We start from the raw sequence: 24,670 nt of genomic DNA, 5'->3' as shown, positions 1-24,670 counted from the left end.
GGTCACCTCTGTTCACCAAAAAAAGGGGCCCGGGCCGCCGACGGGGGGCGGCGGCCCGGGCCTTTCTCATCGACCGGCGGACACCAGATCCGAGGGTTGGTGTGCGGGTTCCTCAGGATCGGCCGGGATCTCGCGGAGTTTGTCGCCTTCGACGTCGATGTCCGGCAGGATCCGGTCGAGCCAGGCGGGCAGCCACCAGGCGCGGCGGCCGAGCAGGGTCATCACCGCCGGGACGATCGTCATGCGGACCACGAAGGCGTCGAAGAGGATGGCCGCCGCCAGTGCGAAGCCGATCGACTTGATCAGCGACTCCGGCGAGAGGATGAAGCCGGCAAAAACGCTGACCATGATGATCGCCGCGGCGGTCACGACGCGGGCGCCGTGGGCGAAGCCGTTGACCACCGCCTGGGTGGGTTCGGCGCCGTGGACGTGTTCCTCGCGCATCCGGCTGACCAGGAAGACCTCGTAGTCCATGGCCAGGCCGAAGACGATGCCGATGAGGAAGATCGGCAGCATGCTGATGATCGGTCCGGCCTGCTCGACGCCGAGCAGCGAGCCGAACCAGCCCCACTGGAAGACCGCGACGACGGCTCCGAAGGTGGCCACCACCGAGAGCAGGAAGCCGCCGATCGCCTTCAGCGGCACCAGCACCGACCGGAACAGCAGCATCAGCAGCAGGAAAGCCAGAGCCACGATCACCGCCAGGTACGGCAGCAGCGCCGCACCCATCTTCGCGGACATGTCGATGTTCACCGCCGTGAGGCCCGTGACCGAGAGGTGCAGCGAGCTGTCCTGGTCGCGGATGGTGTGCACCAGCGTCTCGGTCGCCGCGCTGTCCGGGGCGCTGGCCGGGATGACCTGCAGGATCGCGGTGTTCCCGGCCGGGTTGAAGGCGGGCGGGCTGACCGTCACGACACCGGGCAGGCCCTTGATCACGGTGGCGGCCTCGGTGGCGGCCTGCTTCGGGTCGGGGCTGCCGGCCGCGTCGACGACCACGGTCAACGGCCCGTTGAAGCCGGGCCCGAAGCCGTCGGTGAGCATGTCGTACGCCTTGCGCTGGGTCGTCTCCGGGCTCGCGAGGTTGTCGCCCGGCAGGCCGAGCCGCATGTCGAGGGCGGGGATCGCCAGCACCAGGAGACCGAGGACGGCGACGACCAGGACGGCCACGGGGCGCCGGGTGACAAATCGCGCCCAGCGCAGACCGGCAGCGGGCTTGGTGGAGACGGTTTCCTTGCGGCGACCCATGATCTTCTTGCCGGAGAAGCCGAGCAGGGCGGGCAGCAGTGTCAGCGCGATCAGCACAGCGATGACCACGGCGAACGCAGCCGCGAGACCCATCTGGGTGAGGAACGGGATGTTGACCACGGCCAGCGCCGCGAGCGCGATGATCACCGTCAGGCCGGCGAAGGTGACGGCGGAACCGGCTGTGCCGACCGCCCGGGCGGCGGCCTCCTCGTAGTTACGGCCACCGACGATCTCATGGCGGTAGCGCGAGACGATGAAGAGCGCATAGTCGATCGCCACGGCGATGCCGAGCATCAGCGCGAGCGTCGAGGTGCTGCTGCCGAGGTCGACAAAACCGGACGCGATCTGGATCCCCAGCACGGCGGCGGCGACACCGAGGATCGCGGTCAGCAGCGGCAGACCGGCGGCCAGCAGCGAGCCGAAGGTGATGACGAGCACCACCGCGGCGACCAGGATGCCGAGGATCTCGGAGTTGCCCGGTCCGCCCTGCTCCTCCAGCGCGTCACCGCCCATCTCGATGGCGAGCCCGCTCTCGCGGCCGGTGTCGGCGGCGGCGGTCAGCGCCTCCCGGTCGCTCTCGGTCAGTGCGACCGCCGCGACCTTGAACGAGACCTGGGCGTACGCGACGGTGCCGGCCTGGTTGATCGTGCCCTGCAGCGGATCGCTGACCGCGGCCACGTCGGGCCCGGTCTTGAGCTGTGCAACCGTCTGGGCGATCGCGGCCTTGTTGGCCTCGTCCGTGAGCTTTTCACCGGACGGGGCGGCGAAGACGACGCGGGCCTGGGCGCCGTCGGCGGCAGTGCCGGGGAAGCGCTCGCTGAGCAGGTCCATCGCTTCCTGGGCCTCGGTGCCCGGGATGGAGAACGTGTCGGACGTGGGCCCCGACAGTGTGGCCGCGCCGACGCCCAGTAAGGCCAGCGCGGCCAGCCAGAGCGCAAGGATCAGTTTGCGCCGGCGGAAACTGAACCGGCCGAGCCGGTACAGGTAGGTGGCCATCGGATGCTCCCGGGTCGGTGTTTGGCTGACCCTTGAAACGATCGTCAGAACGGCGCTCCGGCGCGTCGTCCCGGCGTAGACACCCGCATACCATCAGCGCGGTATTTCCCGGCCGGGCCGTGTACTACGAGGAGACGACGACCCGGTGGGGTGCTGCCGCGTACGGTCACGTGTGATGGCACAGATCGGCGTTCTTCAGATGAGGCAGTGGCGGCTGACCGCATGGCATCCGCTGCTGGTCGACGTCCTGGTCGCGCTGGTGCTCGCCGCCGCCGTGCTGAAGTCGACGGTCTTCAGGTCCGGCGAGCCGGTGACGGCCCGTGACATGGTGGTCGTCGGCGTCGCCTTCCTCGCGGTGCTGCTGCGGCGCTCACATTCCAAGATCGCCCTCGGGGTGGCCACGATCGCCTCCACGGTCGCGGTGGTGAAAGGTGTCAGCAACCCCGGTCTGATCGTGGTCCTGGGTGTGATCACCTATTCCATCGCCGCGCACACCGACCGCCGCAGCAGCAGCTGGTTCTGCGCGCTGGCCGCGGCGACCGTCGTCTACGGCGCCGCGGTGGTCGTCTCCGGGGGCACCTGGTGGCGCCCGGACGTCCTCGGCGTCTTCGCGTGGATCTTCATGGCCGCGGCCGTGGGTGACGCCGCGCGGACCCACCGCGCCTATGTCGCCGAGGTCGAGGAGCGGGCCCGGCGGGCCGAGCAGACCCGCGAGGAGGAGGCCCACCGCCGGGTCATCGACGAGCGCCTGCGGATCGCCCGCGAGCTGCACGACGTCGTCGCCCACCACATCGCGGTGATCAGCGTGCAGGCCGGCGCGGCCACCCACGTGCTGGAACGCCGCCCGGACCAGGTCGGCCCCGTGCTCGCGCACATCCGCGACGCCTCCGAGACCGTGCTCAGGGAGATCCAGTCGGTGGTCGGCGTCCTGCGCAACTCCGACGACGTGCCCACCACCGAGCCGGCCCCCGGCCTGGCCCGGCTCCCCGACCTGGTCGGCGCCCTGCAGGCAGCCGGTTTTTCGGTACGCCACCAGCGCCGCGGTGCCCCTCGCGAGCTCCCGGCGCTGGTCGATCTGGCCGCGTACAGGATCGCCCAGGAGGCCCTGACCAACGCCCACCGGTACGGCGACGGGCGCGCCACCCTGCTCGTCGAGTACGCCCCCAGCGGCGTCATCCTCGAGGTGACCAACGAGATCCGCGACGGTGACGCGGTCGCGGGCACCGGGTACGGCCTGATCGGCATGCGGGAGCGGGCCACGGCAGCCGGCGGCACCGTGACCGCCGACCCGCTCGGCGACGGGCGGTTCCGCGTGCACGCCGTGCTGCCCACCGAGGAAGCAACCTCGAAGGGCTGCTACCGGTGACCATCCGCGTGCTGCTGGCCGACGACCAGATGCTGATCCGGGCCGGCTTCAAGATGATCATCGACTCGGAGCCGGAGTTCGAGGTGGTGGGCGAGGCCACCGACGGCCGGCAGGCGGTCGACCTGGCCCGCAGGACCCGCGCCGACGTGATCCTGATGGACATCCGCATGCCGCACATGGACGGCCTCGAGGCCACCCGTCGTATCGGCGCCGACGACAACCTGGCCGGGGTGCGCGTCCTGGTGCTCACCACCTTCGAGAACGACGACAACGTGGTGCTCGCGCTGCAGGCCGGTGCCAGCGGTTTCCTGGGCAAGGGCGTCGCCCCGGCCGACCTGCTGCACGCCATTCGCGTCGTGGCCGGCGGTGAGGCGCTGCTCTCCCCGAAAGCCACCCGTGGGCTGGTCAGCCGGTTCCTGAGCCGCCCCGAGACCGCAACGGCGGAGCCGGTGAGCCTCGACGGCCTCACCGAACGCGAACGCGAGATCCTGGTGCTGGTCGCCCACGGACTGTCCAACGACGACATCGCCGAACGCCTCTACGTGTCACCGCTGACCGCCAAGACCCACGTGAACCGCGCGATGACCAAACTCAACGTGCGGGACCGGGCGCAACTGGTGGTGCTGGCGTACCGGAGCGGGCTGGTCCGCCCGGGCGAGCAGCTGCCGGCAGTGTGACCGTCTCGGCTGTGCACACGGCCCTGGCAGCAGGGTCCTCGCAAGTTTCGTAACTGCCTGACGGCCTTGAGATTTCGCCCGTGTTACAACTACCGTGGTCAATGCATGGGAGCGCTCCCACGTCCCCTGCCCGTCCCCAGGAGTTGTCGAATGCGCTTGAGAAGCCTCGCCACTGCCGGCGTGGTGGTCGCCACCACCGCCGTGCTCTGGCCCGGAACAGCCTCCGCTGCCGAGTCCCCCTACTACGTCGACCCGCAGACCAGCGCGGCCAGGTGGGTTGCCGCGAACCCCGGTGACTCGCGTGCTGCCGTGATCCGCGACCGGGTGGCCAGCGTTCCCCAGGGCCGCTGGTTCACCGCGAACAACACCGCGACGGTCGCTGCCGAGGTCGACGCGTACGTCGGTGCGGCCGCCGCCCTCGGCAAGACGCCGATCATGGTCGTCTACAACATCCCCAACCGCGACTGCAGCGGCGCCAGCTCCGGCGGTCTGGCCAACCACACCGCGTACCGGCAGTGGGTGGACCAGGTCGCCGCCGGGCTGAAGGGCCGGGCGGCCGCGATCATCCTCGAGCCCGACGTGCTGCCTCTGATGACCAGCTGCCAGACCGCGGCGCAGCAGGCCGAGGTGTACGCCTCGATGGCGTACGCGGGCAAGAAGTTCAAGGCCGCCTCGAGTGCCGCCAGGGTCTACTTCGACGCCGGTCACTCGGCCTGGCTGACCCCGTCGGAGATGGCTGCGCGGCTGGTTCGCGCGGACATCGCCAACAGCGCCGACGGCATCTCGGTGAACGTGTCGAACTACCGCACCAACGCGGAGTCGATCCCGTACATCAAGAACGTCATCGCTGCGACCGGTGTCAGCCGCCTCAAGGGTGTCATCGACACGAGCCGCAACGGCAACGGTCCCGCGGGCAGCGAGTGGTGCGACCCGGCGGGCCGCGCGATCGGCATCCCCAGCACGAACGCCGTGTCCGACCCGATCCTGGACGCGTACCTGTGGATCAAGCTGCCGGGTGAGGCCGACGGCTGCATCGCCGGCGCCGGGCAGTTCGTGCCGCAGCGCGCCTACGACCTGGCGATCGCGGCGGGCCCGGTGACGCCGCCGCCGTCCGGCCCCACCACGCCGCCGCCGTCCACGCCGCCGGCCACGACCCCGCCGCCGACGACCCCGCCGCCCACCGGTGCCGCCTGCTCGGTCAGCTACTCCGCCAACGCGTGGTCGAACGGGTTCACCGCCGACGTGCGGATCACCAACAACGGCCCGGCGCTGACCGCCTGGACGCTCACCTTCACCGTGCCGTCGAACGTGACCCTGGCCAGCGGCTGGAGCGGCACGTGGTCACAGTCCGGCAGCACCCTCACCGTGCGCAACGCCTCCTGGAACGGCAACCTCGCCACCGGTGCCAGCACCGGCACGGGCTTCCAGGCCAGCTTCAGCGGTGCCGCCCCGGCCAATCCCACGGCCTTCACGCTGAACGGTGTCGCGTGCTGATCAAGCTGGCGGCGGCCGGCGCGCTGCTGATCGGCGCGGTGCTCGTCGCCGTGACCCCGGCCGCTGCCGCCACCGCCTGCGACGTCACCTACACGGCGAACCAGTGGAGCACCGGCTTCACCGCGGACGTGAAGGTGACCAACAACGGCGCGCCCGTCTCCGGCTGGGTGGTCACCTGGAGCTTCCCGGGCAACCAGCAGGTCAGCAACGGCTGGAACGCGCAAGTCACCCAGTCCGGCAGTGCGGTGACGGCAACCGCGCCGTCGTACAACCCGAGTCTGGGTACGGGTGCGTCGGCGTCGTTCGGCTTCCAGGCGTCGTACTCGGGCACCAACACGGCACCGGCGACGTTCGCGCTGAACGGCGTCCGGTGCAACGGCGAGGCGCCGCCGACCTCGGTCCCGCCAACGTCGGTCCCGCCGACTTCTGTTCCGCCCACCTCCCCGCCGCCCACGCCGGTGGGCTGCGGGGCGGGCGCCCGGTGTGACGGCTTCGAGGGGACGCAGGCCGACTGGACCGTCACGACACCGGACTGTTCCGGAGCCGGCAAGACGGCGTACGACACCGCGGTCACGCACAGCGGCAGCACGTCCTTGCGCGTCGACGGCGCGGCTGGTTATTGCAACCACGTCTTCGTCCGCAACACCGCATTGCTGCCCGCGGGGGCTTCGGCGTTGTTCGTGCGCTACTGGGTGCGCCACACCACCGCCCTGCCCGCGTCGCACATCACCATGGTCGCCCTGCGCGACGTGAACGACGGCAACCGGGACCTGCGCTTCGGCGGCCAGAACGGCGCCCTGCAATGGAACCGCGCCTCGGACGACGCGACCCTGCCCGAGCAGAGCCCGGCGGGCGTGGCGTTGTCGGCGCCGCTTCCGGTCGGTCAGTGGAACTGCGTCGAGTTCAAGGTCGACGGCAGCAACGGCACGATGGAGACCTGGCTGAACGGTACGTCGGTGCCGGGCCTGCTCCAGGACGGTGTGCCGACGCACGACATCGACGGCCAGTGGCTCAACCGCACGTACCGTCCCGCCCTGTCCGACCTCAAACTCGGCTGGGAAAGCTACGGCGAGGGCGCCGACGCCCTCTGGTACGACGACGTGGCTGTCGGAACGGCCCGCGTCGGCTGCTGATCCACCGCATCGAGAAGCGGCGGTGCCACAACGGCACCGCCGCTTCTTTGTCGTCACTGGTCGACAATGACCCGATGGTTCCTCTGCAGTCGCTCGAAGCCCGCACCCTGAGCGCCGAGCTGCGCGGTGACGAGGAGACCTGGCGTCGGCTGCACGCCCTCGACGATGGTGAAGGTTCCCTCTGGGCCGAGGTCATGCCGACCGCCCTGGTACTGGCGGCGGTGCGGCGGTTCGGGCGCGGCGATCTTCGTCTGATCACCGTCTTCGTCCGGAAGTTCCTCGCCCGCCGCGGAGACGACGTGTTCCCCGCGGCGAGTGTCGAGGCAGTGCTGCGAGGCGTCCTGGGCGAAGACCTGCTCTTCAGATCCGTCGAGCCCGCCGAGGCCGGCGACATCATGTACGCGCTTCTGTTTGCCCTAGTCGACGACCTCGATCTCGACGACGAGCAGGCCGACGGGCTTCTGGCCGCGGTCGAGAAGCAGCTCGAGGTGGATCGCCGTGCCTTCGGTGTGCCTCCGGAAGGGCCTCCGGATGCACCGGTTCTGCCCGATGTGATGCACCGGCGCACCAGAAAGCCGTACCTGAGCAGCGACGACCTCGTACCGTCACCGGAGGCCGATGGCATACCGGCTCCCCGCCGCTCTCGCCGTGGCACCAGGAACGCTGTGCCCTCGACGCTGGCCGGCCGGTTCATCCGTGCCGCCATGCTGCGCAAGAGCGAGGAACGCAGGCATCTGTCGTCCGTTCTCAAGGATTTGGGCACGGACGACGCCACGATCCTCACCAGGGCGACATTTGTCGTTGCTGTCCGACGCCACTTCAGTCCTTCCGTTCACCTGCGGGAGATCAGTGACCTGGCCGCGGCGGCGCAGGCCGCGTTCTATCCCGCCCTGAACTTGATGGCCACCGAGTTCATGGTGCGTGCCGCGCTGGGGGAGGTCGTTCCGGATCCGGGCCTGTCGGTGCATGACGAGATCTTGGCCAGGACATTGGTACTCGGGACCTTCGCGGATTGGTGGGAACGCGACGAAGCCGTCGTCGGTTCGGTGATCGCCCGGGCGGAGGCGGACGTTGCAGAGGCCGGCGGTTCGCTCGCTCGCGAGGATCGGAAACGCGGCGAGCGGTGAGCGCAGCACGCGGGAAATGCGCCGGACACAGGGGATCGAAGTGAGGAGTATCTAACGCGCGGTTGTTCCGGATGAAACTCCGCGGAAACGCCTCCTGCCTTGACTGGCTCCTGAAAGCGCAGGTGGGAGGTGTTCTGCATGCCGGAACGGTATGTGGTGGTGCGCTGGCCCGACGGGCCGTCGTTGCGGATCTACTCACCCTCGACAGTGGTCGAGGACTACTTCCGGGCCGGGGAGCTGTACCCGGTCGGCGACTTCGTCCGGCGCAGCCGCGAGGCGCTCACGATCGCCAGCGACCGGGTGCTCGCGGCGTACGGGTTCCCGTGTGCGAACGCCGCCCGGTCGATGGCCGTGATCGCCGATCATGCCCGCAGTTTTCCCACGGGTGACGTCCTCGTCGAGGGGATCGAGTCGTGAAGATCGCGGGCACGCACCATCCGGTCGTGGTCATCGGTGGCGGGCAGGCCGGGCTGTCGATGAGCTGGTACCTGCGGCAGCGCGGCATCGATCACGTCGTCTTCGAGCGGGAGCGTGTCGGTCACGAGTGGCGTGAGCGGCGCTGGGACTCCTTCTGCCTGGTGACGCCGAACTGGCAGTGTCAGCTGCCCGGCTTCGGCTACACCGGTGACGACCCGGACGGGTTCATGCTCGGCGCGGACGTCGTGGGGTACCTCGAGAAGTACGCCGCGTCGTTCGGCCCGCCGCTGGCCGAGGGTGTGGCGGTGACGCGGCTGCGGCGTACGCCGTCAGGAGTCTTTGATCTGGTCACCACGGCCGGGAACTGCACCGCCGACCAGGTGGTCGTCGCGACCGGGCCCTATCACAACCCGGCCGTGCCGCGGATCGCCGAGCGGTTGCCGGACGACGTCGCCCAGCTGCACTCGTCGCAGTACCGCAGTCCCGAACGCCTGCCCGAGGGCGCTGTCCTGGTCGTCGGCACCGGGCAGTCCGGCTGCCAGATCGCCGAGGACCTGCATCTGGCCGGGCGGCGGGTGCACCTGGCTGTCGGCAGCGCGCCGCGGGCCGCCCGGCGCTACCGGGGCCGGGACACGCTGGCCTGGCTGGACGAGATGGGCCACTACGCGCGGGGCATCGACGAGTTCGCCGACGCCGACGAGGTGCGGCTGCGGGCCAACCACTACATGACCGGCCGTGACGGTGGCCGCGACATCGACCTGCGGGCCTTTGCCCGCACCGGGATGCGCCTGTACGGGCGACTGCGCGCGATCGACGACACGACCGTGTCGTTCGCGGACGACCTGGCCGCGAACCTCGACAACGCCGACGCGGTGGCCGAGGGCATCAAGGACGCCATCGACCGGTACATCGTCGCCGCGGGTGTCGAGGCGCCGGCCGAGGACCGCTACGTTCCCGTGTGGGAGCCGTCGGGTGAGCCGGCCGAGCTCGACGTCCGTGACGTCTCGGCGGTCGTCTGGGCCACCGGGTACCACCGCGACCACCGCTGGATCGAGGTCCCGGTCTTCGACGGGCGGGGATACCCGACGCACGACCGTGGTGTCACCAGCTGCCCGGGGCTCTACTTCCTGGGGCTGCCGTGGCAGTGGACGTGGGGGTCGGGGCGGTTCGCCGGGGTGGCCCGTGACGCCGGGTACCTCGCCGACCGGGTCACCGCGACCCGCCGTCAGCGTGTCACCGAGGAGGTCAGCTGGCTCGCCGGTACGCCCACCGAGACGTACCCGGATCTGGACTGGTTCACCCCGAGGGCTGCCGCATGAACGACGCGCACAGGCATCTGGGTGTGCTCCCCGCGTACCCCTTTTATGGCGGCCCGCCGGTGAACCCGGACGTGACCGCCCGGGCGACCATCGACGAGCTGCTGAAGGATCTCGACGCGGAGGGGACCGAGCGCGCGCTGATCCTGCCGAACTACGGCGTGCCCGACCCGGACGTGGCGTTCGGCTTCAACGAGCTGGTCGTCGAGGCGGCGCAGCGTGACGACCGGATCCGGTGCGGGCTCTGGGTTTCCGCGCGGGAGCAGGACACCGCACGCACCGCCGAAGCCCTGGAACTGGCCGGCGAGGACGGTGTCCGGGCGTTGAAGCTGAGCTTCCTGCTCGGCGGCAGCGTCGACGACCCCGGCCTCGAGCCGATCTTCGCAGCGGCCCGCGAGCACAACCTGGTCGTCCACGTGCACACCTCGCCGGGCGCGGCCTCCGACATCGACCAGGTGGGCAAGCTGGTCGACCGGTACGGCGACGACGTCAAGGTGCACCTCGTGCACTTCGGCGGGGGCATGAGCGGCCACATCAAGCTGATCGGCGGGCGGTTCTTCGACTGGATCGCCGCCGGCAAACAGGTCTACACCGACCTGTCCTGGGCCATCGGGTTCGCCCCGCGCTGGCTGGCCCGGGAGATCGACCGGCGGGGGCTCGGTCACGACCGGGTGCTCTTCGCCAGCGACGAGCCGTGGGGTGACCACGCCGGCGAGCTGGCCCGGGTGCAAGCAGCCGTCGGCGGCAGTGAGCTGTCCGCCGCGGTCTTCGGCACGACCTTCGAGAAACTCTACGGATAGGAGTCAGCCATGACCGACCTGACCGAGCTCGAGCAGAAGAGCATGAGCGAGATCCCGCACCCGGCGCTCGCCGAGGGATCCAGCATCTACGGTGGCACCAAGGTCTTCCCCGACTACAAGGCCGAGGAGGGCGAGACCTACTTCACGCTCGTGCACGGCATCGCGCACGAGTCGTCGGTCAGTTTCGTGGCCGTGCTCCAGGCGACCCGGGCGCTGCGCAAGGGCTTCGAGTCGGCCATCTACTTCTACGGTCCCGGCTCGCTGAACTGCCTGGCCACCCGTGGTTTCCCCACGACCGGTGCGTCGGCGTTCCCCGGTGAGCACAACATCAACAACTCGCTGAAGACCTTCATGGCCGAGGGCGGCAAGGTCTACTGCTGCCGCTTCGGGCTGTCGCTGCACGGCGCCCGCGAGGAGGACCTGATCGAGGGTGTCATCCCGACACACCCGCTCGACGTTCAAGACGCGTTGATCCACTACGCGCGCAAGGGCGCCATCATCAACTCCACCTACATGTTCTGATGACGCTCGGCTTCCGCGCCGAGCTAGCGGTCCGGGGCGTACGGGTGGCCACACCCGTGCGCCGCCCGGCGGGCGCCGGACCGAGCGACGACGGCCACCTGGTCATCAACGGCGCCAACGCCGCCCTGCCGATCAACCCCGACAGCCCCTACGAGATCCGCGACGACAAGGTCTGGCTCGGCGAGACCGACACCGGCCTGTCGCTGCAGGTCGTCCGGCGACCGCAGTTCTACGACCTGACCACCGCCGACGGCGTGCGCTACGAGCAGATCGCCCGGCTCCACGGCCGGGACGTCCTGGCCACCACCGTGGTCCAGACCTGCATCCGGTACGCCGAGGAGCAGCGCTGCCGTTTCTGCACCATCGAGGAGTCCCTGCGGTCGGGCTCGACGATCGCGGCCAAGACACCGGCCCAGCTGGCCGAGGTCGCGGAAGCCGCCGTACGCCTCGACGGCGTCAAGCAGATGGTCATGACCACGGGCACCACGACCGGCCCGGACCGTGGCGCCCGAAACCTGGTCCGCTCGGTGCGGGCCGTCCTGGAAGCAGTGCCCGGCCTGCCGATCCAGGTGCAGATCGAGCCTCCTGGTGACCTCGACGTCATCGACGACCTCCACGCCGCGGGCGCCTCCTCGATCGGGATCCACGTGGAGGCCCTCGACGACACCATCCGTCGCAAATGGATGCCCGGCAAGGGTTCCGTGCCGATGGCCGAGTACGAGGCGGCCTGGGACCGGGCGGTCGCGGTCTTCGGCCGCAACCAGGTCTCGACCTACCTGCTGATCGGGCTGGGTGAGGACCCGGACGACCTGGTCGAGGGCGCCGGCAAGCTGATCGCCCGCGGCGTCTACCCGTTCGTGGTGCCGTTCCGCCCGATGACCGGCACTCTCGCCCGCCGCGACGGCATCCCCGGACCGGCACCCTCGCTGGTCCGCGACATCTCGGCCCGCGTCGCCGCCCTCCTCCGCGAGGCAGGCATGCTCGGCGCCGACCAGAAGGCAGGCTGCGCAGCGTGTGGTGCCTGCGGCGTTCTTCAGGCGGCCGGCGGATGACCGACCTCGTGCCGGTGCTGCTGGGGTCGGCTCCCTGGGTGATCGAGCAGGCCGCCGATCTCCGCGACTATCACCGCCTGCGGCGCCGGGTGTTCGTCGAGGACCAGGGGCTCTTCGCGGGCACCGATCTCGACGACCGCGACGACGACCCGCGCACGGTGGTCCTGGTCGCGCGGGCCGCCGGCGGCGAGCTGCTCGGCGGCGTGCGGGTCGGTCCCGCCGCCGCGGGACCGGATCTCGGCTGGTGGGTGGGCGGCCGGCTGGTCGTCGACCCCGCGGTCCGCGGTGCGCAGGGCATCGGTCCCGCCCTGGTACGCGCAGCCTGCGCCTACGCGGAGAACGCCGGAGCCCTGCGCTTCGACGCCACCGTGCAGTCCCGCCGGGAGCGCATGTTCCGCCGCCTCGGCTGGGAGACGATCCGGCCGCAGTCGGTGAACGGGCAACCACACTTCCTCATGCGCTGGCCGATCGGCCGTCTCGCCGCGCTGGCCGCCGCGACCAAGAACCCGCTCGGTGACCTGGTCCGGGGTCTGGCCCCGGCCGGATTCACCGGTGACGACGGCGCGCCCGTGCCGGGCAGTGACCTCATCGCCGCCTGTGACGCGATCCTGCCGTCCATGGTGGAGCGTGACCCGGACTGGGCGGGCTGGTGTGCCGTGCTGGTCAACGTCAACGACCTGGCGGCAATGGGCGCGGAGCCGGTCGGGCTGCTCAACGCCGTCGGGGCCCGGGACGCGGCGTTCGCGGCGCGGATCCTGGGCGGGCTGCGGCGCGCCGCGGACGCGTACGGGATCCCGGTCCTCGGTGGTCACACCCAGCTCGGTGTGCCTGCGTCACTGTCGGCGACGGCGCTGGGCCGGACGGACCATCCGGTGCCGGGTGGCGGAGGACGACCCGGCCACCGGGTACGGCTCACGGCCGACCTCGGCGGGCGCTGGCGACCCGGCTATCACGGGCGGCAGTGGGACTCGACCAGTCACCGCGGCCACGCCGAGCTGCGCGCGCTGCAGGCGTACGTCGGTGCGGCCCGGCCGGAGGCGGCCAAGGACGTCTCCATGGCCGGGATCGCCGGGACACTCGGCATGCTGGCCGAGGCGAGCGGCTGCGGTGCCGTGCTGGACGTCGCGCGGGTGCCGCGGCCCGAAGGCGCGTCGATGGGGGACTGGCTCAGCTGTTTCCCCGGTTTTGCGATGCTCACGACCGGCGACCAGCGTGCCGCCGACCCGCGTCCCGCCGTCACCGCCGGCTGCGGCGAGCTGGTGCCGGGCCAGGGTGTCCGTTTGCGCTGGCCGGACGGCGAACTCACCGACGCGATCAACTCTGGTGTCACGGGATTGGGGACAGCATGATCAGGATGGCGGCGGTGGCGGAGGCGTTCGACCGCGATCTGGAAGGCGACTTCGCGCGGATCGAGAAGCTGATCGGAGCCGCGCGGGCCGACGGGGTGCAGCTGCTGGCCCTGCCGGAGGCCGCACTCGGTGGTTATCTCGCACACCTCGACGGCGGCGCCGATCAGCCACCGGCGCTGCGCCTCGACGGTCCGGAGATCGCACGGCTGGTCGAGCTGGCCGGTGACATGGTCGTCTGCGCCGGCTTCTGCGAGGCCGACGGTGAGCGGCGGTTCAACAGCGTCGTCTGTGTCGGCGGCGGCCGGATCCTCGGCCGGCACCGCAAGGTGCACCAGCCGCTGCGGGAGAACGCCAGTTACGACTCCGGCGACGAGTTCGCCGCGTTCGACACCCCGGTCGGGCGGCTCGGCCTGCTGATCTGTTACGACAAGGCGTTCCCCGAGTCCGCGCGGTCCCTCGCCCTCGACGGCGCCGAGATCATCGTGTGTGTGTCGGCGTGGCCGGGCAGCCGCACGGACGCACCGGCGGATCTGGCCGACGACCGGTGGACCCGCCGCTTCGACCTCTTCGACCGGGCCCGGGCCCTGGAGAACCAGGTCGTCTGGGTGTCGGCCAACCAGTCCGGCACCTTCGGGTCGTTGCGGTTCGTGTGCAGCGCCAAAGTGGTCGATCCGGGCGGCGACGTGCTCGCGACCACGGGCACCGCGCCCGGTATGGCCGTCGCCGACGTGGCGGTCACCGAGGCTCTGACCACGGCCCGGCGGTCGATGGGCCACCTGCGGGACCGGCGCCCGGACGCGTACCCGAAGCTCGCACCGGCCATCATCTGACGCATGGCAGTCACCCGGATCGCCGCCGCCGCGGCCCACTTCGGCCGCGACCTCGACTACGACCTCGGGCGCATCGGCAAGCTCGTCGCCGATGCCCGCGAGGCCGGCGCCGGGCTGCTCGTGCTGCCGGACGCTGCCCTCGGCGGTTACCTCGCCGACCTGCGCCGCCCCGACCCCGACGCGCTGCCGCCCGCGCTCGAGCCCGACCACCCGCTGTTCGACAAGATCGCCGCCCTGGCCCGGGACATGGTCGTCTGCGTCGGCTACTGCGAGGCCGGCGGCGACAACCGCTACAACGCCGCCGTGTCCCTCACCGGCGACGGCGTCCTGGGCCGCCACCGCAAGGTCCACCTGCCCGCGGCCGAGGTCACCGCGTACGCGGCCGGCGACACGTTCGCGGCGTTCGACACCCCGGTCGGACGTGTCGGGATGCTCATCGACTACGACAAGACGTTCCCCGAGTCGGCCCGGACCCTGGCGCTGGACGGCGCGGAGATCGTCGCGTGCCTCTCGGCCTGGCCCGCCAGCATCACCAACCAGGCGCCGAAGCTGTCCCAGGACCGCCAGTCGCGGCTGTTCGACCTCTACGACTGTGCACGCGCCGCCGAGAACCAGATCGTGGTCGTCTCGTCCAACCAGACCGGCGCCGTCGGCGGCATGCGGTTCCTGGGACAGGCGAAGGTCGTCGGGCCGGCGGGCAACATCCTGGCGCGTACCTGGGCCAAGGCCGGGCTGGCCGTCGCCGAGCTGGACGTGGCCGCCGAGATCGCCGCCGCCCGCCGGGTCCTGCGGCACCTCGACGAGCTGCGCCCGGCCACCTACCGGACGGCCGCGCCGTGAGGATCGCCCTGCTCAGCTACTCGACCCGGCCACGCGGCGGTGTGGTGCACACGCTCGCCCTGGCCGAGGCGCTGGCCGCGCTCGGGCACGACGTGACGGTGTGGACGCTCGGTCGCGGCGGCGGCTTCTTCCGGGCCGTCGACCCGGCCGTACGCCTGGAGATCGTGCCGTTCCCGGACGCGCCCGGCGAGACCGTCGGCGAACGCATCCTGCGCTCGATCGCGGTGCTGCGGGAGGCCTTCGACCCGTCCGGGTACGACGTCGTGCACGCGCAGGACTGCATCAGCGCCAACGCCACCGACCGCTGCGTGCGGACCGTGCACCACCTCGACCAGTTCACGACACCGGAGCTCGCTGCGTGTCACGAGCGGGCGATCGTGCGGCCCTACGCGCACATCTGCGTCTCGGCGGCGGTGGCAGCCGAGGTCAACGCGGGCTGGGGACTGACACCCACGGTCATCCCCAACGGTGTGGAGGCTGCGCGGTTCGCGGCGGCCGTTCCCGACACCCGCCACGGCACGTACGTCCTGGCGGTCGGTGGCATCGAACCCCGGAAGGGCTCGATCGACCTGCTGGACGCGTACGCGGTGCTCCGCAGGGATCTTCCGGAGTTGAGGCTGGTCGTGGCCGGTGGCGAGACGCTGTTCGACTACCGCGACTACCGGGCGGCGTGGGAGCAGCGGGCCCGCGACCTCGGCGTCGTCCCCGAGGTGCTGGGCCCGGTCGACCACGACGAGCTCCCCGGTCTGGTCGCCGGCGCGGCGGCGTTCGCGTTCCCGTCCACCAAGGAGGGCTTCGGGCTCGCCGCGATGGAGGCCCTCGCCGCCGGTGTCCCGGTCGTGGTGCGCGACCTGCCCGTGCTGCGTGAGGTGTTCGGCCCGGCCGTCGGGTACGGCACCGAGCCCCTGTCGCTGGCCGAGGCGTTGCGGCACGCGATCGAGAAGCCCGACCCGGACCGCCGGGAGGCCGGGCGGGCGCTGGCCGCCGCGCACACCTGGGCCGAGGCCGCGCGGCGCCACGCCGACTTCTACGCTTCGCTGTAGCCCTTCTCGCGCAGCTTCGCCGCCTGCGCCGGATCGATCTCCTCGAGGTGACCGATCGCCTCGTTCAGCGCGTCCCGGGCCGCCGCCTGATCACCGGCGGCGTGCTCGGTGTCGGCCAGATGCTCCAGCACGACCGCCGACAGCAGGTGATCGCCCTGGTCCAGGCAGAACGGCAGGGCGCGCTTGAAACAGTCCCTGGCCTCGGCGTACTCCCCGAGGTGGAAGTGCGCCCAGCCCACGCTGTCGAGCGCGGCCGCCGTGCCGTACGCGTCCCCGGCGGCCTCGTGCAGAGCGAGCGAGTCCTGCGCTGCCGCCAGCCCCCGCTGATGGTCGCCGATCTGCGTGGCGAGCCAGCCGACGGCGTTCAGCGCGTGGCCCTCGCCGATCCGGTCGCCACCGCCCCGGAACAACACGAGGGCCTTCTCGGCCTCGACCAGCGCCGCCCGCGGGTCACCCGTCCGGTCGAGGACCTGGCCGAGGTTCAGATAGGCGCGCCCCTGCGTCCGGCTGTCACCGCCGGCCTCCGCGATCGACAGCGCCCGGCGCAGCTCCGCCGCGGCGTCGTCGTACCGGTGCAGGTGGCTGAACGTCATGCCGAGGTCCAGGTGCGAGATGGCCTGCCGGCGCAGGTCGCCGAGCCGCTCCGCCGAGCCGATCGCCGTCGTGAGGACCTCGGCCTGCGCCGCGAACTCGTTGCGCATGTGCCGCATCATCGTCGCCGACCAGGACAGCTGCCACGCGCGGTCGTCGAGGCCGGCCTCCGCGGCGAGCCGGGTGACCGGCCCCAGCACCGGCAGCTCGGCGGCGGCCCACGCGGCGGCGTCCTCCGGCCCGGACAGCTCCGGCACCGACACCCCGTCGAGTGGTGCGGGCAGCTCGAAGCTCTGCCGCCCCGGGAACATCAGCCGGTCCGCGGCGTGCGCCGCCCGGCCGTAGTGGTCCACCAGCCGCTCGAACGCCGCCTGCCGGACCTCGGTGCCGGCCGCCTGCTCCAGCGCGTAGTGGTGCAGCAGGTCGTGCAGCCGGAACCGGCCCGGCCCCGACTCCTCCAGCAGACTGACCCGGACCAGCTCGGCCAGCACCTCGGCGGTGGACTTCTCGTCCCGCCCGGCCAGGCTGGCCGCGGCCGCGAGCGACAGATCCGTACCCGGATGGATCGCCAGCAGCGGGAACAGGTCCCGGGCCGCCGGTGGCAGCGCCTCGAACGTCCACGAGAAGACCGCGCGGACGTCGCTGGGCAGATCACCACCGTCGAGCGCGTCGAGGCGGGCAGCCCGCAGCTCGGCGGCCAGGGCCGACAGCTCCAGACCGGGCTGCGTCGCCGCCCGTGCGGCCACCACGGCCAGTGCCAGCGGCAGATAACCGCACCGCTCGATGATCTCGAGGGTGGCCTCCTCGTCGGCGGCGACCCGCGCGGCGCCGAGCCGCCGGGCCAGCAGCTCCCGCGCCTCACCGGTGCTCAGCAGATCCAGCGCCACCGGCACGGCGCCGTCCGTCACGACCAGCCCGGTCATCCTGTCCCGGCTGGTCACCAGCGCGAGACAGCCGGCGGCGCCGGGCAGCAGCGGGCGAACCTGCTCGGCGTCGCGGGCGTTGTCGAGCAGCAGCAGGATCCGCCGCCGGGCCAGCAGGCTGCGCAGCAGCGACGACCGGTCGGCCACCGTCGGCGGCAGGTCACCCGCCGGGACCCCGAGAGCCTCCAGCAGGGCGCGCAGCGCGTCCGCCGGATCGGCCGGCCCGGCGGGATCGAAGCCGCGCAGGTTCACGTACAGCTGGCCGTCGGTGAACCGGGCCGCGGACCGGTGCGCCCAGTGCAGCGCCAGCGCCGTCTTGCCGACCCCCGCCGCACCGGTCACCGCCGAGATCACCACCGCTGTCCCACCCGGGTCGAGCGTGTCGGCCACGGCGTCCAGCCGGGCCAGCTCACCACCGCGGCCGGTGAAATACCGCCCGCCCGGCGGCAGCTGCGCCGGCACCGGGCGCCCGTCGGACCGCCCCCGCAAAACCTCCTGATAGGCCGCCCGCAGCTCGGCCGTGGGATCCACTCCCAGCTCGTCGGCGAGCCGGCCCCGGATCCCCTCGTACGCCCGCAGCGCCGCCGCCTGAGCCCCGGAAGCAGCCAGTGTGGTGATCAGCCGGACGTGCAGCCCTTCGTGGAGCGGCTCGTCCTCGGCGATCGCCTGCAGCGCCGCCGCGGCGCGTCCCGGCTCGCCCCGGGTCGCGGCGAGGTCGGCGTACAGGAGGGTGGCCTCGAGGCGCTCGGCCGCGACGGCCGCGGCCGCACCCAGACCGCCGAGCACCGGGTCGGCGTCACCGAGCAGGCGGCCCCGCCACAGCCCGAGCGCCGTCCGGAGGTGACCGTCGGCCACGGCATGCTCCTGCCGCTCGACGGCCTCCCGTGCGGCCCTGACCCCGGCCCGGAAGAGCGCCAGGTCCAGCTCGTCCCCGGCGGTCAGCCGGTAACCGTCACCGGCCCGGACCAGCACGCTGTACGCGCCGGCGGCCCGTCCCGGCTCCAGCCACCGCCGCACGGTCGCCACATAGGAGTGCATGAGGTTCTGGCTGCTCGCCGGGGTGGCCTCCGGCCACAGCACGTCCACGATCCGGTCCCGGCCGACGGCCTCGCCGTGGTGCAGGGCCAGCAGCCCCAGCAGCCGCCGCGGCAGCGCACCGGCGGGTTCCACGTCGGTGTCACCGTGCCGCACCAGCAGCGGGCCGAGGATTCCGATCGACAGGGGTCCGCCCTGCCGCTCCCAGCTGCCCGCCGGCATCCGCAGGACCTCGGCGAGAGCGGCCACCGACCGCCGCCGTGGGCGTGCGTTGCGGTCCTGCTCGAGATCGCGCAAAGTCCGCACGCTGATCCCGGCCGCCGCGGCAGCCTCGTCCTGGGTCAGGCCCGCCCGCTGCCTGTACTCCCGCAGCGTTGCACCCAGCGACGGCATCCGTGGTGTCATGAGCAGCGGCCTCCACCGGCGCACGACGGAGCAGCCCGGCCGGCCCCCCGTGTCGCCGGCGGCCCATTCTGCCGATGTTTCTGCCGGTTCTCCAGGGCGGCGGTCACGGACGGCGACGTATTCGCAGCTCAACCCCCCGACAGGAAATCCGAATCAGACTCGCCTCCACCACAAGATCCGTTCCAGACACCTCGCCTACTCTCGACTCGTCGCCGGTCCGGCGCCGTTCCTCGGGGGAGAACGGCGCCGGCGCCAGCCTTCGGGTACGTCCGGCGGCGCTTTCGGGTACGTCCGGCGGCGTAGGGCAGGGGACGCCCCGCGACGGATGCCCGGGTCGCCGGGTGCCGCGAGGCTGAGCCCATGACGTTGTCGGTGGCTGTTCCTGCGCGCTTGTCGGTCGAGCGGATCTGTCTGCTGGTCGGGGTGGCGCTCATCGGCAGCGGGCTGATCCACCTCGCGATCCTGATCATCAGTGGCGGGTCCTGGGAGGGTCCGGTCTCGTGGCGGAAGCCCGCGACGTTCGGGGTGTCGTTCGGGCTCACGCTGATCACCGTCGTGTGGGTCTCGGCGTACCTGCCGTTGCGTGACCGGATGCGGCGGATCCTGCTGGCGGTGTTCGCGCTGGACTGCTGCGTCGAGGTCGGCGGGATCACCCTGCAGGCGTGGCGCCACGTGCCGTCCCACGTCAACCGCGAGACGGCCTTCGACTCGGGGGTGTCCACGGTCCTGGCCGCCGGCGGCGGGATCCTGGTGGTGGTGCTCGGGCTGCTGGCCGTGGCGGCGTTCCGGGCCCGGGCCGCACCGAGCATGCGGCTGGCGATCCGCGCCGGATTTGTCACCTTGATGATCGGGCTGGCCTCCGGCGCCGCCATGATCGCGCGCGGCGTCGTGGCGGTGAACGCCGGGGACCAGCAGCGTGCCTATCAGGTGCTCGGGTTCCTCAAGCCCGTCCACGGGGTCAGCCTCCACGGGATCCTGGTGCTGCCCGCGATCGCCTGGCTGCTGACCTTCACCAGCTGGGACGAGGCCCGCCGCACCCGCCTGGTGTGGCTCGCCGTGATCGCCTACGGGGTCGCCGTTGCCGGTGCCCTGATCGTCTCGCTGACCTGATCAGCGTCGCCGCTGAGTGAAAGTGTCGGTGCGGCGTGTCACTCTTGGTCGGGAGAGGGGGCCGTCATGTCCTTCGAGTACGCCGGCGCCACGGTCGAGATCGTCGACGCCACCACCATCCTCGCCGCCGCGCGGGTCAACCCCGTCGAGCTGCTGCGCCGGGCCACGTTCCCCGCGCCGGTGCGCCGGGCCGAGCTGACCGTGACCAGCGCCGACACCGACACCGGGCCGGTCCACGTGTTCGTCGCCGAGATCCGGACCAACGACGACGACATCCCCCACAAGGAACGCATCCGGGCGGTGGTGCTCGGCAACGACCCCGTCGGGGTGCTCCTGGCCAAGCGCATCGCGGCCGGCGACCCGGTGGCCACGCGGATCGTGGACGGGGTGGGGGCGGCTGCCGTGGCCGCGTACAAGAAGCTCGGTCTCGACCGGCCGAGCAGTGAGCGTGAGCCGGGGTCCGCGGTCCTCGCCGACGCGGCGGCCGGACTCCAGGCGGCGGTCACCTATGACAAGGACGGTGTCGTGCGGCTGCGTGCCGAGGTCGCCCGCGACGACGTGCAGCCCGAGCACCTCGAGGCGATGATCCGGCTGACACTGCAGGCCGTGGTCGAGCTCATGGGCCCGGAGGCCGGCGAGCAGGCGCTGGCCGGGCGCACCTACGTCGTCAGCCGCGAGACCATCCCGAAGGTCGCCACGACCACCCAGACCGTCACGCTCGACCAGGTCGGCGGCCTGGCCGACCTCGTCGCGGAGCTGCGCCAGATCGCGGTGTCGTTCCGGCACCCCGAGGCGATGGCCCGGTGGGGCGCCCGCCGGCCACAGGGCATCCTCATGTACGGCCCGCCCGGCACCGGCAAGACCATGCTGTCCCGGGCCCTCGCCAACGAGATCGGCGCCGACTTCCGCGAGATCCGCACCCCCGAGATCCTCGACAAATGGCTCGGCGGCTCCGAACGCAACATCAAGCAGATCTTCCGCGACGCCCGCCGCTACCGCGTACCGACCCTGATCCTCTTCGACGAGTTCGATTCGATCATCAGCTACGCCGGCTCCGGCGGCGACGCGGCCAGCCAGGCGATCAACGCCGTGGCCGGCATCTTCAAGCAGGAGATGAACGACCTCATCGAGGCCAACCCCAACGTCATCGTGGTCGCCACGACCAACTTCCCCCACCGGGTCGACGACTCCCTGATCCGCTCGGGCCGCTTCGACGTCAAGATCTCGGTCCCGAAACCGGACGAGGTCAGCCGCGCCGAGATCTTCCGCAAGATGATCGGCCAGCTGGTCGCGGTGCACGAGGAGCCAGGCTTCACGATGTTCGGCGACAACCTCGATTTGGCGGAGCTCGGCCGCCTCAGCCACGGCATGACCGGCGCGGACATCAAGGAGGCGCTGCGGCGGGTCCAGCTGACGAAGGCGATGCAGGACGCCCGCACGGGCGGCCTGGTCGACCCGATCAGCCAGGAAGACCTCAAGGCCAGCATCGGAGAGCTGCTGGGGCCGCGCTGAGACCTACTGTCGCCTGATGCGGGCCGCTCGTTCGCGAAGCGGTGCCGCGTCGTCGGCTCGGCCCAGATCCTCGAGTATCTCGGCCAGGCTGACCAGACTGTTGGCCAATTCCGGATGGTCCGGGCCGTAGGCCCTCTCGAGGACGTCCGTAGCGCGTCGCGAGAGGTCATGAGCCTCCTCCAGCCGTCCCGTGACTCGCAACAGGTTGCCGAGATTGATCATGCTCACGGCGAGTCCGGGATTGTCCTCACCGAGGTTCTCCCGGCTGAGCGCCACGGCGCGTTCGAGGTGCTCTTGTGCCTCATCGAACTGCCCCGTTGCCTCCAAGATCAGGCCTAGATTGTTCAGCAGGATCGCAACGGAGGGATGGCTGAGACCGAGCTCTGATTCGCCGATGGCCAGTGCCCGTTCGAGGAGTCTCCGTGCCTCGTCGAAGTTCCCCTGTTCTCCGAGAATGTTCGCCAGGTTGATGAGGTTGAAGGCCACCTCTGAGCTGTTGCATCCGTGAGCTTCCTCGGCGAGTGCAAGAGCCCGCTCCGCAAGCGGTTGTGCCTTCTCGGGAAAACCCGTGAGGTTCACGCTCCTGGACAGGTTGTGGAGCCGCGCAGGGATCGCGGGGTGACCAGGATCGACGGTCCTCTCGGTGAGGATCAGACCGCGCTCCATCAAATCTCGTGCCTCGGTCAATTGTCCTTGCACTTCGAGGTACGCGCCGGCGCGATCCATCAGATAGGCACAATGTTCGGCAGTGACCCTGTCGGGAGTCCAAGCCTGCTTCTCCCACTGTTCGATGGCTGCCAACGCATGCGGCAACACCACTTCCCAGCGTGGCCAATCTTCAGGTGTTTCGGTGATGACACCCGGAACATCGGCGCTGAGCAGGGCAATGGCCGTGCCGAGGGGATCGAACTGCGTGGTGGTCATCGGGCGAGGGTGACGATGAACAAGACCAGGCCGTAGGTGGCTATGCCCAGGTGGAGGCCGGTCCAGAGGCGGTGGAGGCGGACCTTGTGGAGCTTCGGGTATTCGCTGTAGTGGGCCGCCCGGTTCTCCTCCAAGGCGTCCTTGGCAGGTAAGGCACCCAGGTCCGTCAGGGCCTTGGTCAGCGCCCGCGCCTGGCTCAGATGATAAGCCGCGCGCTCGTGGTATTTCGCTGAGGACAGGGCGCCGTAGAGGCCTATTGCGATGATCAGGATGGACAGCGGCAGGGTGGTCAGGGCGAACTTCTGCTGCGCGATCAGGGCGCTCAATGCGGCCGTGATGACCAGCAAATAGTTCGTGAGCAGGGAGCGCTGGGTCTCCGACTGGCGGAGCTGGTCGCGGTGTTCGCTCCAGTAGGCCAGGATCGCGGATTCGGACTGACTCAACGGGTCTCCTCATGGGTGAAGTGCAGGCGGAGGGCGCCCTGGACCAGGCGGTGGAGTTGCAGGCCCGTCGGGGTGCGCGTGGCCAGCGAATAGTCGACCGCAAGCGCCACAGTTTCGGTGAAGTCGAGGGGGTCGGACGCGGCGGCGGCGAGTTCTGGTGGGAGCAGGTCGGTGTGGCCGGTGAAGAGGTCGAGCGGGATCGGCAGGGGAGCCAGGTAGGCGCAGATGGCCAGGAGCTGCAGCGAGGCCGGGTTCTCCGCACCGACCTTTTCGAAGCTCATGGTCCACAGCGAGGCCACCGTGGTGTCCTTGCGGTTCGCCACCTTGCCGCGGCTGTAGAGGTCTTGGGCGCGGGTCCGGAGCAGTGAGAGGTATTCGCCGGCGGGCAGGGAGGTGCGGTCGAGGTAGGCCGCCGCCTGTTCCAGGGCCAGGGGGAGGCGGCCGAGTTCTTCCGCGATGCTCAGCGCGACGTCCTCGGCCAGGGCCGGGACCCGGGCCCGCATGAGGGCCACCGCCTCCTGCGGGTCGACTACGTCGAGGTCGAGGACCGCGCCGAGTGAGCTGAAGCCGCCGCGGCGGGTTGTCACGATGACGTGGCCGGGGGTGTCCGGGGGCATCAGGCCGCTCGGGAGCCAGGCGCTGATTTCCTCGGCCTCGTCGGCGTTGTCGAAGATCAGCAGCCAGCCCGGCACCCGGCGCAGGGACTCGTGGACCAGCCGGCGGAGCTCGCCGGGGTCGCCGTCGGGTTCGTGGCCCAGTTCCTTGGCGAGGGCGGCGAACTGGTCGGGGAGCAGGGCTGGTTCCTCGGCGGCGATCCACCAGACCAGGTGGTAGTCGGCGGCGTGGCGGTGGGCGTACTCGTTGGCGAGCTGGGTCTTGCCGATGCCGCCCATGCCGTGGACCGCGTGCACGGTGACCGTGGAACCCGTGGTCAGGCCCTGGCGGAGGTCTCGGAGGCCCGCATCGCGGCCGGTGAAGTTCGGGTTGCGGGCCGGGACGTTCCAGCTTGCGGGCAGCACGCCCGGGAAGACCGGCGTTGCCCGCGGGGTCAGCGGGAAAGCGGGTGGCGTGTCCGGCTTGGAGCGGCCTTTGATCGCCCGGCCCACCATCTTCTGGATTCTGGTCCGGGCTACCGGTTCGGTGGTGTCGAAGACGTCGATGCCGACCACCCCGGCGAGCAGACCCGGGCGTTCACATGTGCTCACGCGTACGGTGAGGAGTTTTTGATCTTTGCCGTCGGGGTCCGCGGCCCAGGCGGCCTGCCATTCGGCGCCGCCGTAGACGGAGGTCAGGTAGTCGGGGGAGAGCAGCGCGATCGTGCGGGCCGACTCGGCGGTGCCTTGCTGCATCTGCCGGATCCAGTTGGTGCCCGGGACGAAGTCCCAGGCCTGCACCAGGACGGTGTAGCCGTCCTCCTCGAGGAGCCAGGCGATCCACTCGGCCCAGGCACGATCAGCCTGGGTGTACGAGAGGAAGAAGTCGCTCGTCACCCGGACAGGGTTCCACAGTGCGCAAAGCCT

The 24,670-nt window shown here is 71.1% G+C and carries 21 protein-coding genes; 16 read left to right on the top strand and 5 right to left on the bottom strand.

Features of this window, described 5'->3' with window-relative positions; genetic code table 11:
* Positions 1 to 66 precede the first annotated feature (66 nt).
* A complete protein-coding gene (locus AFR_RS26175) occupies positions 67 to 2,241 on the bottom strand; it encodes an MMPL family transporter (protein ID WP_023364203.1) in 2,175 nt (724 codons plus the stop codon).
* 175 nt (positions 2,242 to 2,416) lie between these two features.
* Between AFR_RS26175 and AFR_RS26170 the strand changes: the two genes are divergently transcribed.
* The 14 genes from AFR_RS26170 (at position 2,417) to AFR_RS26105 (ending at position 16,207) form a co-directional block, all read left to right on the top strand.
* On the top strand, positions 2,417 to 3,607 hold the full coding sequence (locus AFR_RS26170; RefSeq protein WP_023364201.1) for a sensor histidine kinase: 1,191 nt from the start codon (positions 2,417 to 2,419) through the stop codon (positions 3,605 to 3,607).
* Positions 3,604 to 4,284 (top strand): response regulator, encoded by a 681-nt coding sequence (locus AFR_RS26165; RefSeq protein ID WP_023364198.1) that lies wholly within the window; start codon positions 3,604 to 3,606, stop codon positions 4,282 to 4,284. Before AFR_RS26170 ends, AFR_RS26165 begins: the two co-directional genes overlap by 4 nt.
* 150 nt (positions 4,285 to 4,434) lie before the next feature.
* The gene (locus AFR_RS26160; RefSeq protein ID WP_041841149.1) at positions 4,435 to 5,778 is read left to right on the top strand and encodes a glycoside hydrolase family 6 protein; all 1,344 of its coding nucleotides are present in this window, start codon (positions 4,435 to 4,437) and stop codon (positions 5,776 to 5,778) included.
* Complete coding sequence (locus AFR_RS26155; protein WP_023364194.1) at positions 5,772 to 6,911, top strand: cellulose-binding domain-containing protein; 1,140 nt, start codon at positions 5,772 to 5,774, stop codon at positions 6,909 to 6,911. The genes AFR_RS26160 and AFR_RS26155 overlap by 7 nt, the downstream gene beginning before the upstream one ends.
* 47 nt (positions 6,912 to 6,958) lie before the next feature.
* On the top strand, positions 6,959 to 8,038 hold the full coding sequence (locus tag AFR_RS26150; RefSeq protein ID WP_041841148.1) for a hypothetical protein: 1,080 nt from the start codon (positions 6,959 to 6,961) through the stop codon (positions 8,036 to 8,038).
* 138 nt (positions 8,039 to 8,176) lie between these two features.
* The gene (locus tag AFR_RS26145) at positions 8,177 to 8,455 is read left to right on the top strand and encodes an MSMEG_0570 family nitrogen starvation response protein (RefSeq protein WP_023364190.1); all 279 of its coding nucleotides are present in this window, start codon (positions 8,177 to 8,179) and stop codon (positions 8,453 to 8,455) included.
* Positions 8,452 to 9,774, top strand: a complete 1,323-nt coding sequence (locus AFR_RS26140) for an MSMEG_0569 family flavin-dependent oxidoreductase (RefSeq protein ID WP_023364188.1) — start codon at positions 8,452 to 8,454, stop codon at positions 9,772 to 9,774. Before AFR_RS26145 ends, AFR_RS26140 begins: the two co-directional genes overlap by 4 nt.
* Positions 9,771 to 10,571 carry an amidohydrolase family protein gene (locus AFR_RS26135; protein ID WP_023364185.1) on the top strand — a complete coding sequence of 267 codons (801 nt, stop codon included), beginning with the start codon at positions 9,771 to 9,773 and terminating at the stop codon, positions 10,569 to 10,571. The genes AFR_RS26140 and AFR_RS26135 overlap by 4 nt, the downstream gene beginning before the upstream one ends.
* A 9-nt stretch (positions 10,572 to 10,580) precedes the next feature.
* Positions 10,581 to 11,093, top strand: coding sequence for an MSMEG_0572/Sll0783 family nitrogen starvation response protein (locus AFR_RS26130; RefSeq protein ID WP_023364183.1), 513 nt, complete (start codon positions 10,581 to 10,583; stop codon positions 11,091 to 11,093).
* Positions 11,093 to 12,145 carry an MSMEG_0568 family radical SAM protein gene (locus AFR_RS26125; protein ID WP_023364181.1) on the top strand — a complete coding sequence of 351 codons (1,053 nt, stop codon included), beginning with the start codon at positions 11,093 to 11,095 and terminating at the stop codon, positions 12,143 to 12,145. The genes AFR_RS26130 and AFR_RS26125 overlap by 1 nt, the downstream gene beginning before the upstream one ends.
* Positions 12,142 to 13,494 (top strand): MSMEG_0567/sll0787 family protein, encoded by a 1,353-nt coding sequence (locus tag AFR_RS26120; RefSeq protein ID WP_023364179.1) that lies wholly within the window; start codon positions 12,142 to 12,144, stop codon positions 13,492 to 13,494. The genes AFR_RS26125 and AFR_RS26120 overlap by 4 nt, the downstream gene beginning before the upstream one ends.
* Before the next feature lie 5 nt (positions 13,495 to 13,499).
* Complete coding sequence (locus AFR_RS26115) at positions 13,500 to 14,324, top strand: carbon-nitrogen hydrolase family protein (RefSeq protein WP_023364177.1); 825 nt, start codon at positions 13,500 to 13,502, stop codon at positions 14,322 to 14,324.
* A 3-nt stretch (positions 14,325 to 14,327) separates the two neighbouring features.
* Entirely contained in the window at positions 14,328 to 15,164 is an 837-nt protein-coding gene (locus AFR_RS26110) for a carbon-nitrogen hydrolase family protein (RefSeq protein WP_023364175.1), read from the top strand.
* Positions 15,161 to 16,207 (top strand): MSMEG_0565 family glycosyltransferase, encoded by a 1,047-nt coding sequence (locus AFR_RS26105; protein WP_023364173.1) that lies wholly within the window; start codon positions 15,161 to 15,163, stop codon positions 16,205 to 16,207. Before AFR_RS26110 ends, AFR_RS26105 begins: the two co-directional genes overlap by 4 nt.
* Here AFR_RS26105 and AFR_RS26100 read toward each other — a convergent pair.
* The gene (locus tag AFR_RS26100) at positions 16,192 to 19,161 is read right to left on the bottom strand and encodes a BTAD domain-containing putative transcriptional regulator (protein ID WP_084298138.1); all 2,970 of its coding nucleotides are present in this window, start codon (positions 19,159 to 19,161) and stop codon (positions 16,192 to 16,194) included. The two genes, AFR_RS26105 and AFR_RS26100, sit on opposite strands and share 16 nt — an antisense overlap.
* A gap of 360 nt (positions 19,162 to 19,521) precedes the next feature.
* On the opposite strand from AFR_RS26100, the gene AFR_RS26095 reads away from it, so the two are divergent.
* Positions 19,522 to 20,271, top strand: coding sequence for a hypothetical protein (locus AFR_RS26095; protein WP_041841147.1), 750 nt, complete (start codon positions 19,522 to 19,524; stop codon positions 20,269 to 20,271).
* A gap of 66 nt (positions 20,272 to 20,337) precedes the next feature.
* The gene (locus AFR_RS26090; protein ID WP_023364167.1) at positions 20,338 to 21,783 is read left to right on the top strand and encodes an ATP-binding protein; all 1,446 of its coding nucleotides are present in this window, start codon (positions 20,338 to 20,340) and stop codon (positions 21,781 to 21,783) included.
* Positions 21,784 to 21,786: 3 nt separating this feature from the next.
* On the opposite strand, the gene AFR_RS26085 is transcribed toward AFR_RS26090, so the two are convergent.
* From AFR_RS26085 to fxsT, 3 genes are read right to left on the bottom strand one after another with little or no spacing between them, the layout of a single operon-like run.
* On the bottom strand, positions 21,787 to 22,707 hold the full coding sequence (locus tag AFR_RS26085) for a tetratricopeptide repeat protein (protein ID WP_052359472.1): 921 nt from the start codon (positions 22,705 to 22,707) through the stop codon (positions 21,787 to 21,789).
* Positions 22,704 to 23,150, bottom strand: coding sequence for a hypothetical protein (locus AFR_RS26080; RefSeq protein WP_023364163.1), 447 nt, complete (start codon positions 23,148 to 23,150; stop codon positions 22,704 to 22,706). Before AFR_RS26080 ends, AFR_RS26085 begins: the two co-directional genes overlap by 4 nt.
* The gene (gene fxsT, locus AFR_RS26075; protein WP_023364162.1) at positions 23,147 to 24,640 is read right to left on the bottom strand and encodes an FxSxx-COOH system tetratricopeptide repeat protein; all 1,494 of its coding nucleotides are present in this window, start codon (positions 24,638 to 24,640) and stop codon (positions 23,147 to 23,149) included. The genes AFR_RS26080 and fxsT overlap by 4 nt, the downstream gene beginning before the upstream one ends.
* Positions 24,641 to 24,670 lie beyond the last annotated feature (30 nt).

Source organism: Amorphoplanes friuliensis DSM 7358, assembly GCF_000494755.1.
In the GTDB taxonomy this organism is placed as follows: Bacteria; Actinomycetota; Actinomycetes; order Mycobacteriales; family Micromonosporaceae; genus Actinoplanes; species Actinoplanes friuliensis.
Note: the sequence above shows the minus strand (reverse complement) of the source record. Positions and strands in the feature narration are given on the sequence as shown.

Bases quoted from the DNA above. Each gene is read 5' to 3' on its own strand.
- AFR_RS26115 (WP_023364177.1), top strand. From the start codon at position 13,500: ATGGCGGCGGTGGCGGAGGCGTTCGACCGCGATCTGGAAGGCGACTTC.
- AFR_RS26120 (WP_023364179.1), top strand. From the start codon at position 12,142: ATGACCGACCTCGTGCCGGTGCTGCTGGGGTCGGCTCCCTGGGTGATC.
- AFR_RS26175 (WP_023364203.1), bottom strand. From the start codon at position 2,241: ATGGCCACCTACCTGTACCGGCTCGGCCGGTTCAGTTTCCGCCGGCGC.
- AFR_RS26095 (WP_041841147.1), top strand. From the start codon at position 19,522: ATGACGTTGTCGGTGGCTGTTCCTGCGCGCTTGTCGGTCGAGCGGATC.
- AFR_RS26145 (WP_023364190.1), top strand. From the start codon at position 8,177: ATGCCGGAACGGTATGTGGTGGTGCGCTGGCCCGACGGGCCGTCGTTG.
- AFR_RS26135 (WP_023364185.1), top strand. From the start codon at position 9,771: ATGAACGACGCGCACAGGCATCTGGGTGTGCTCCCCGCGTACCCCTTT.
- AFR_RS26100 (WP_084298138.1), bottom strand. From the start codon at position 19,161: ATGACACCACGGATGCCGTCGCTGGGTGCAACGCTGCGGGAGTACAGG.
- AFR_RS26125 (WP_023364181.1), top strand. From the start codon at position 11,093: ATGACGCTCGGCTTCCGCGCCGAGCTAGCGGTCCGGGGCGTACGGGTG.
- AFR_RS26090 (WP_023364167.1), top strand. From the start codon at position 20,338: ATGTCCTTCGAGTACGCCGGCGCCACGGTCGAGATCGTCGACGCCACC.
- AFR_RS26085 (WP_052359472.1), bottom strand. From the start codon at position 22,707: ATGACCACCACGCAGTTCGATCCCCTCGGCACGGCCATTGCCCTGCTC.
- AFR_RS26110 (WP_023364175.1), top strand. From the start codon at position 14,328: ATGGCAGTCACCCGGATCGCCGCCGCCGCGGCCCACTTCGGCCGCGAC.
- AFR_RS26130 (WP_023364183.1), top strand. From the start codon at position 10,581: ATGACCGACCTGACCGAGCTCGAGCAGAAGAGCATGAGCGAGATCCCG.
- AFR_RS26170 (WP_023364201.1), top strand. From the start codon at position 2,417: ATGGCACAGATCGGCGTTCTTCAGATGAGGCAGTGGCGGCTGACCGCA.
- AFR_RS26160 (WP_041841149.1), top strand. From the start codon at position 4,435: ATGCGCTTGAGAAGCCTCGCCACTGCCGGCGTGGTGGTCGCCACCACC.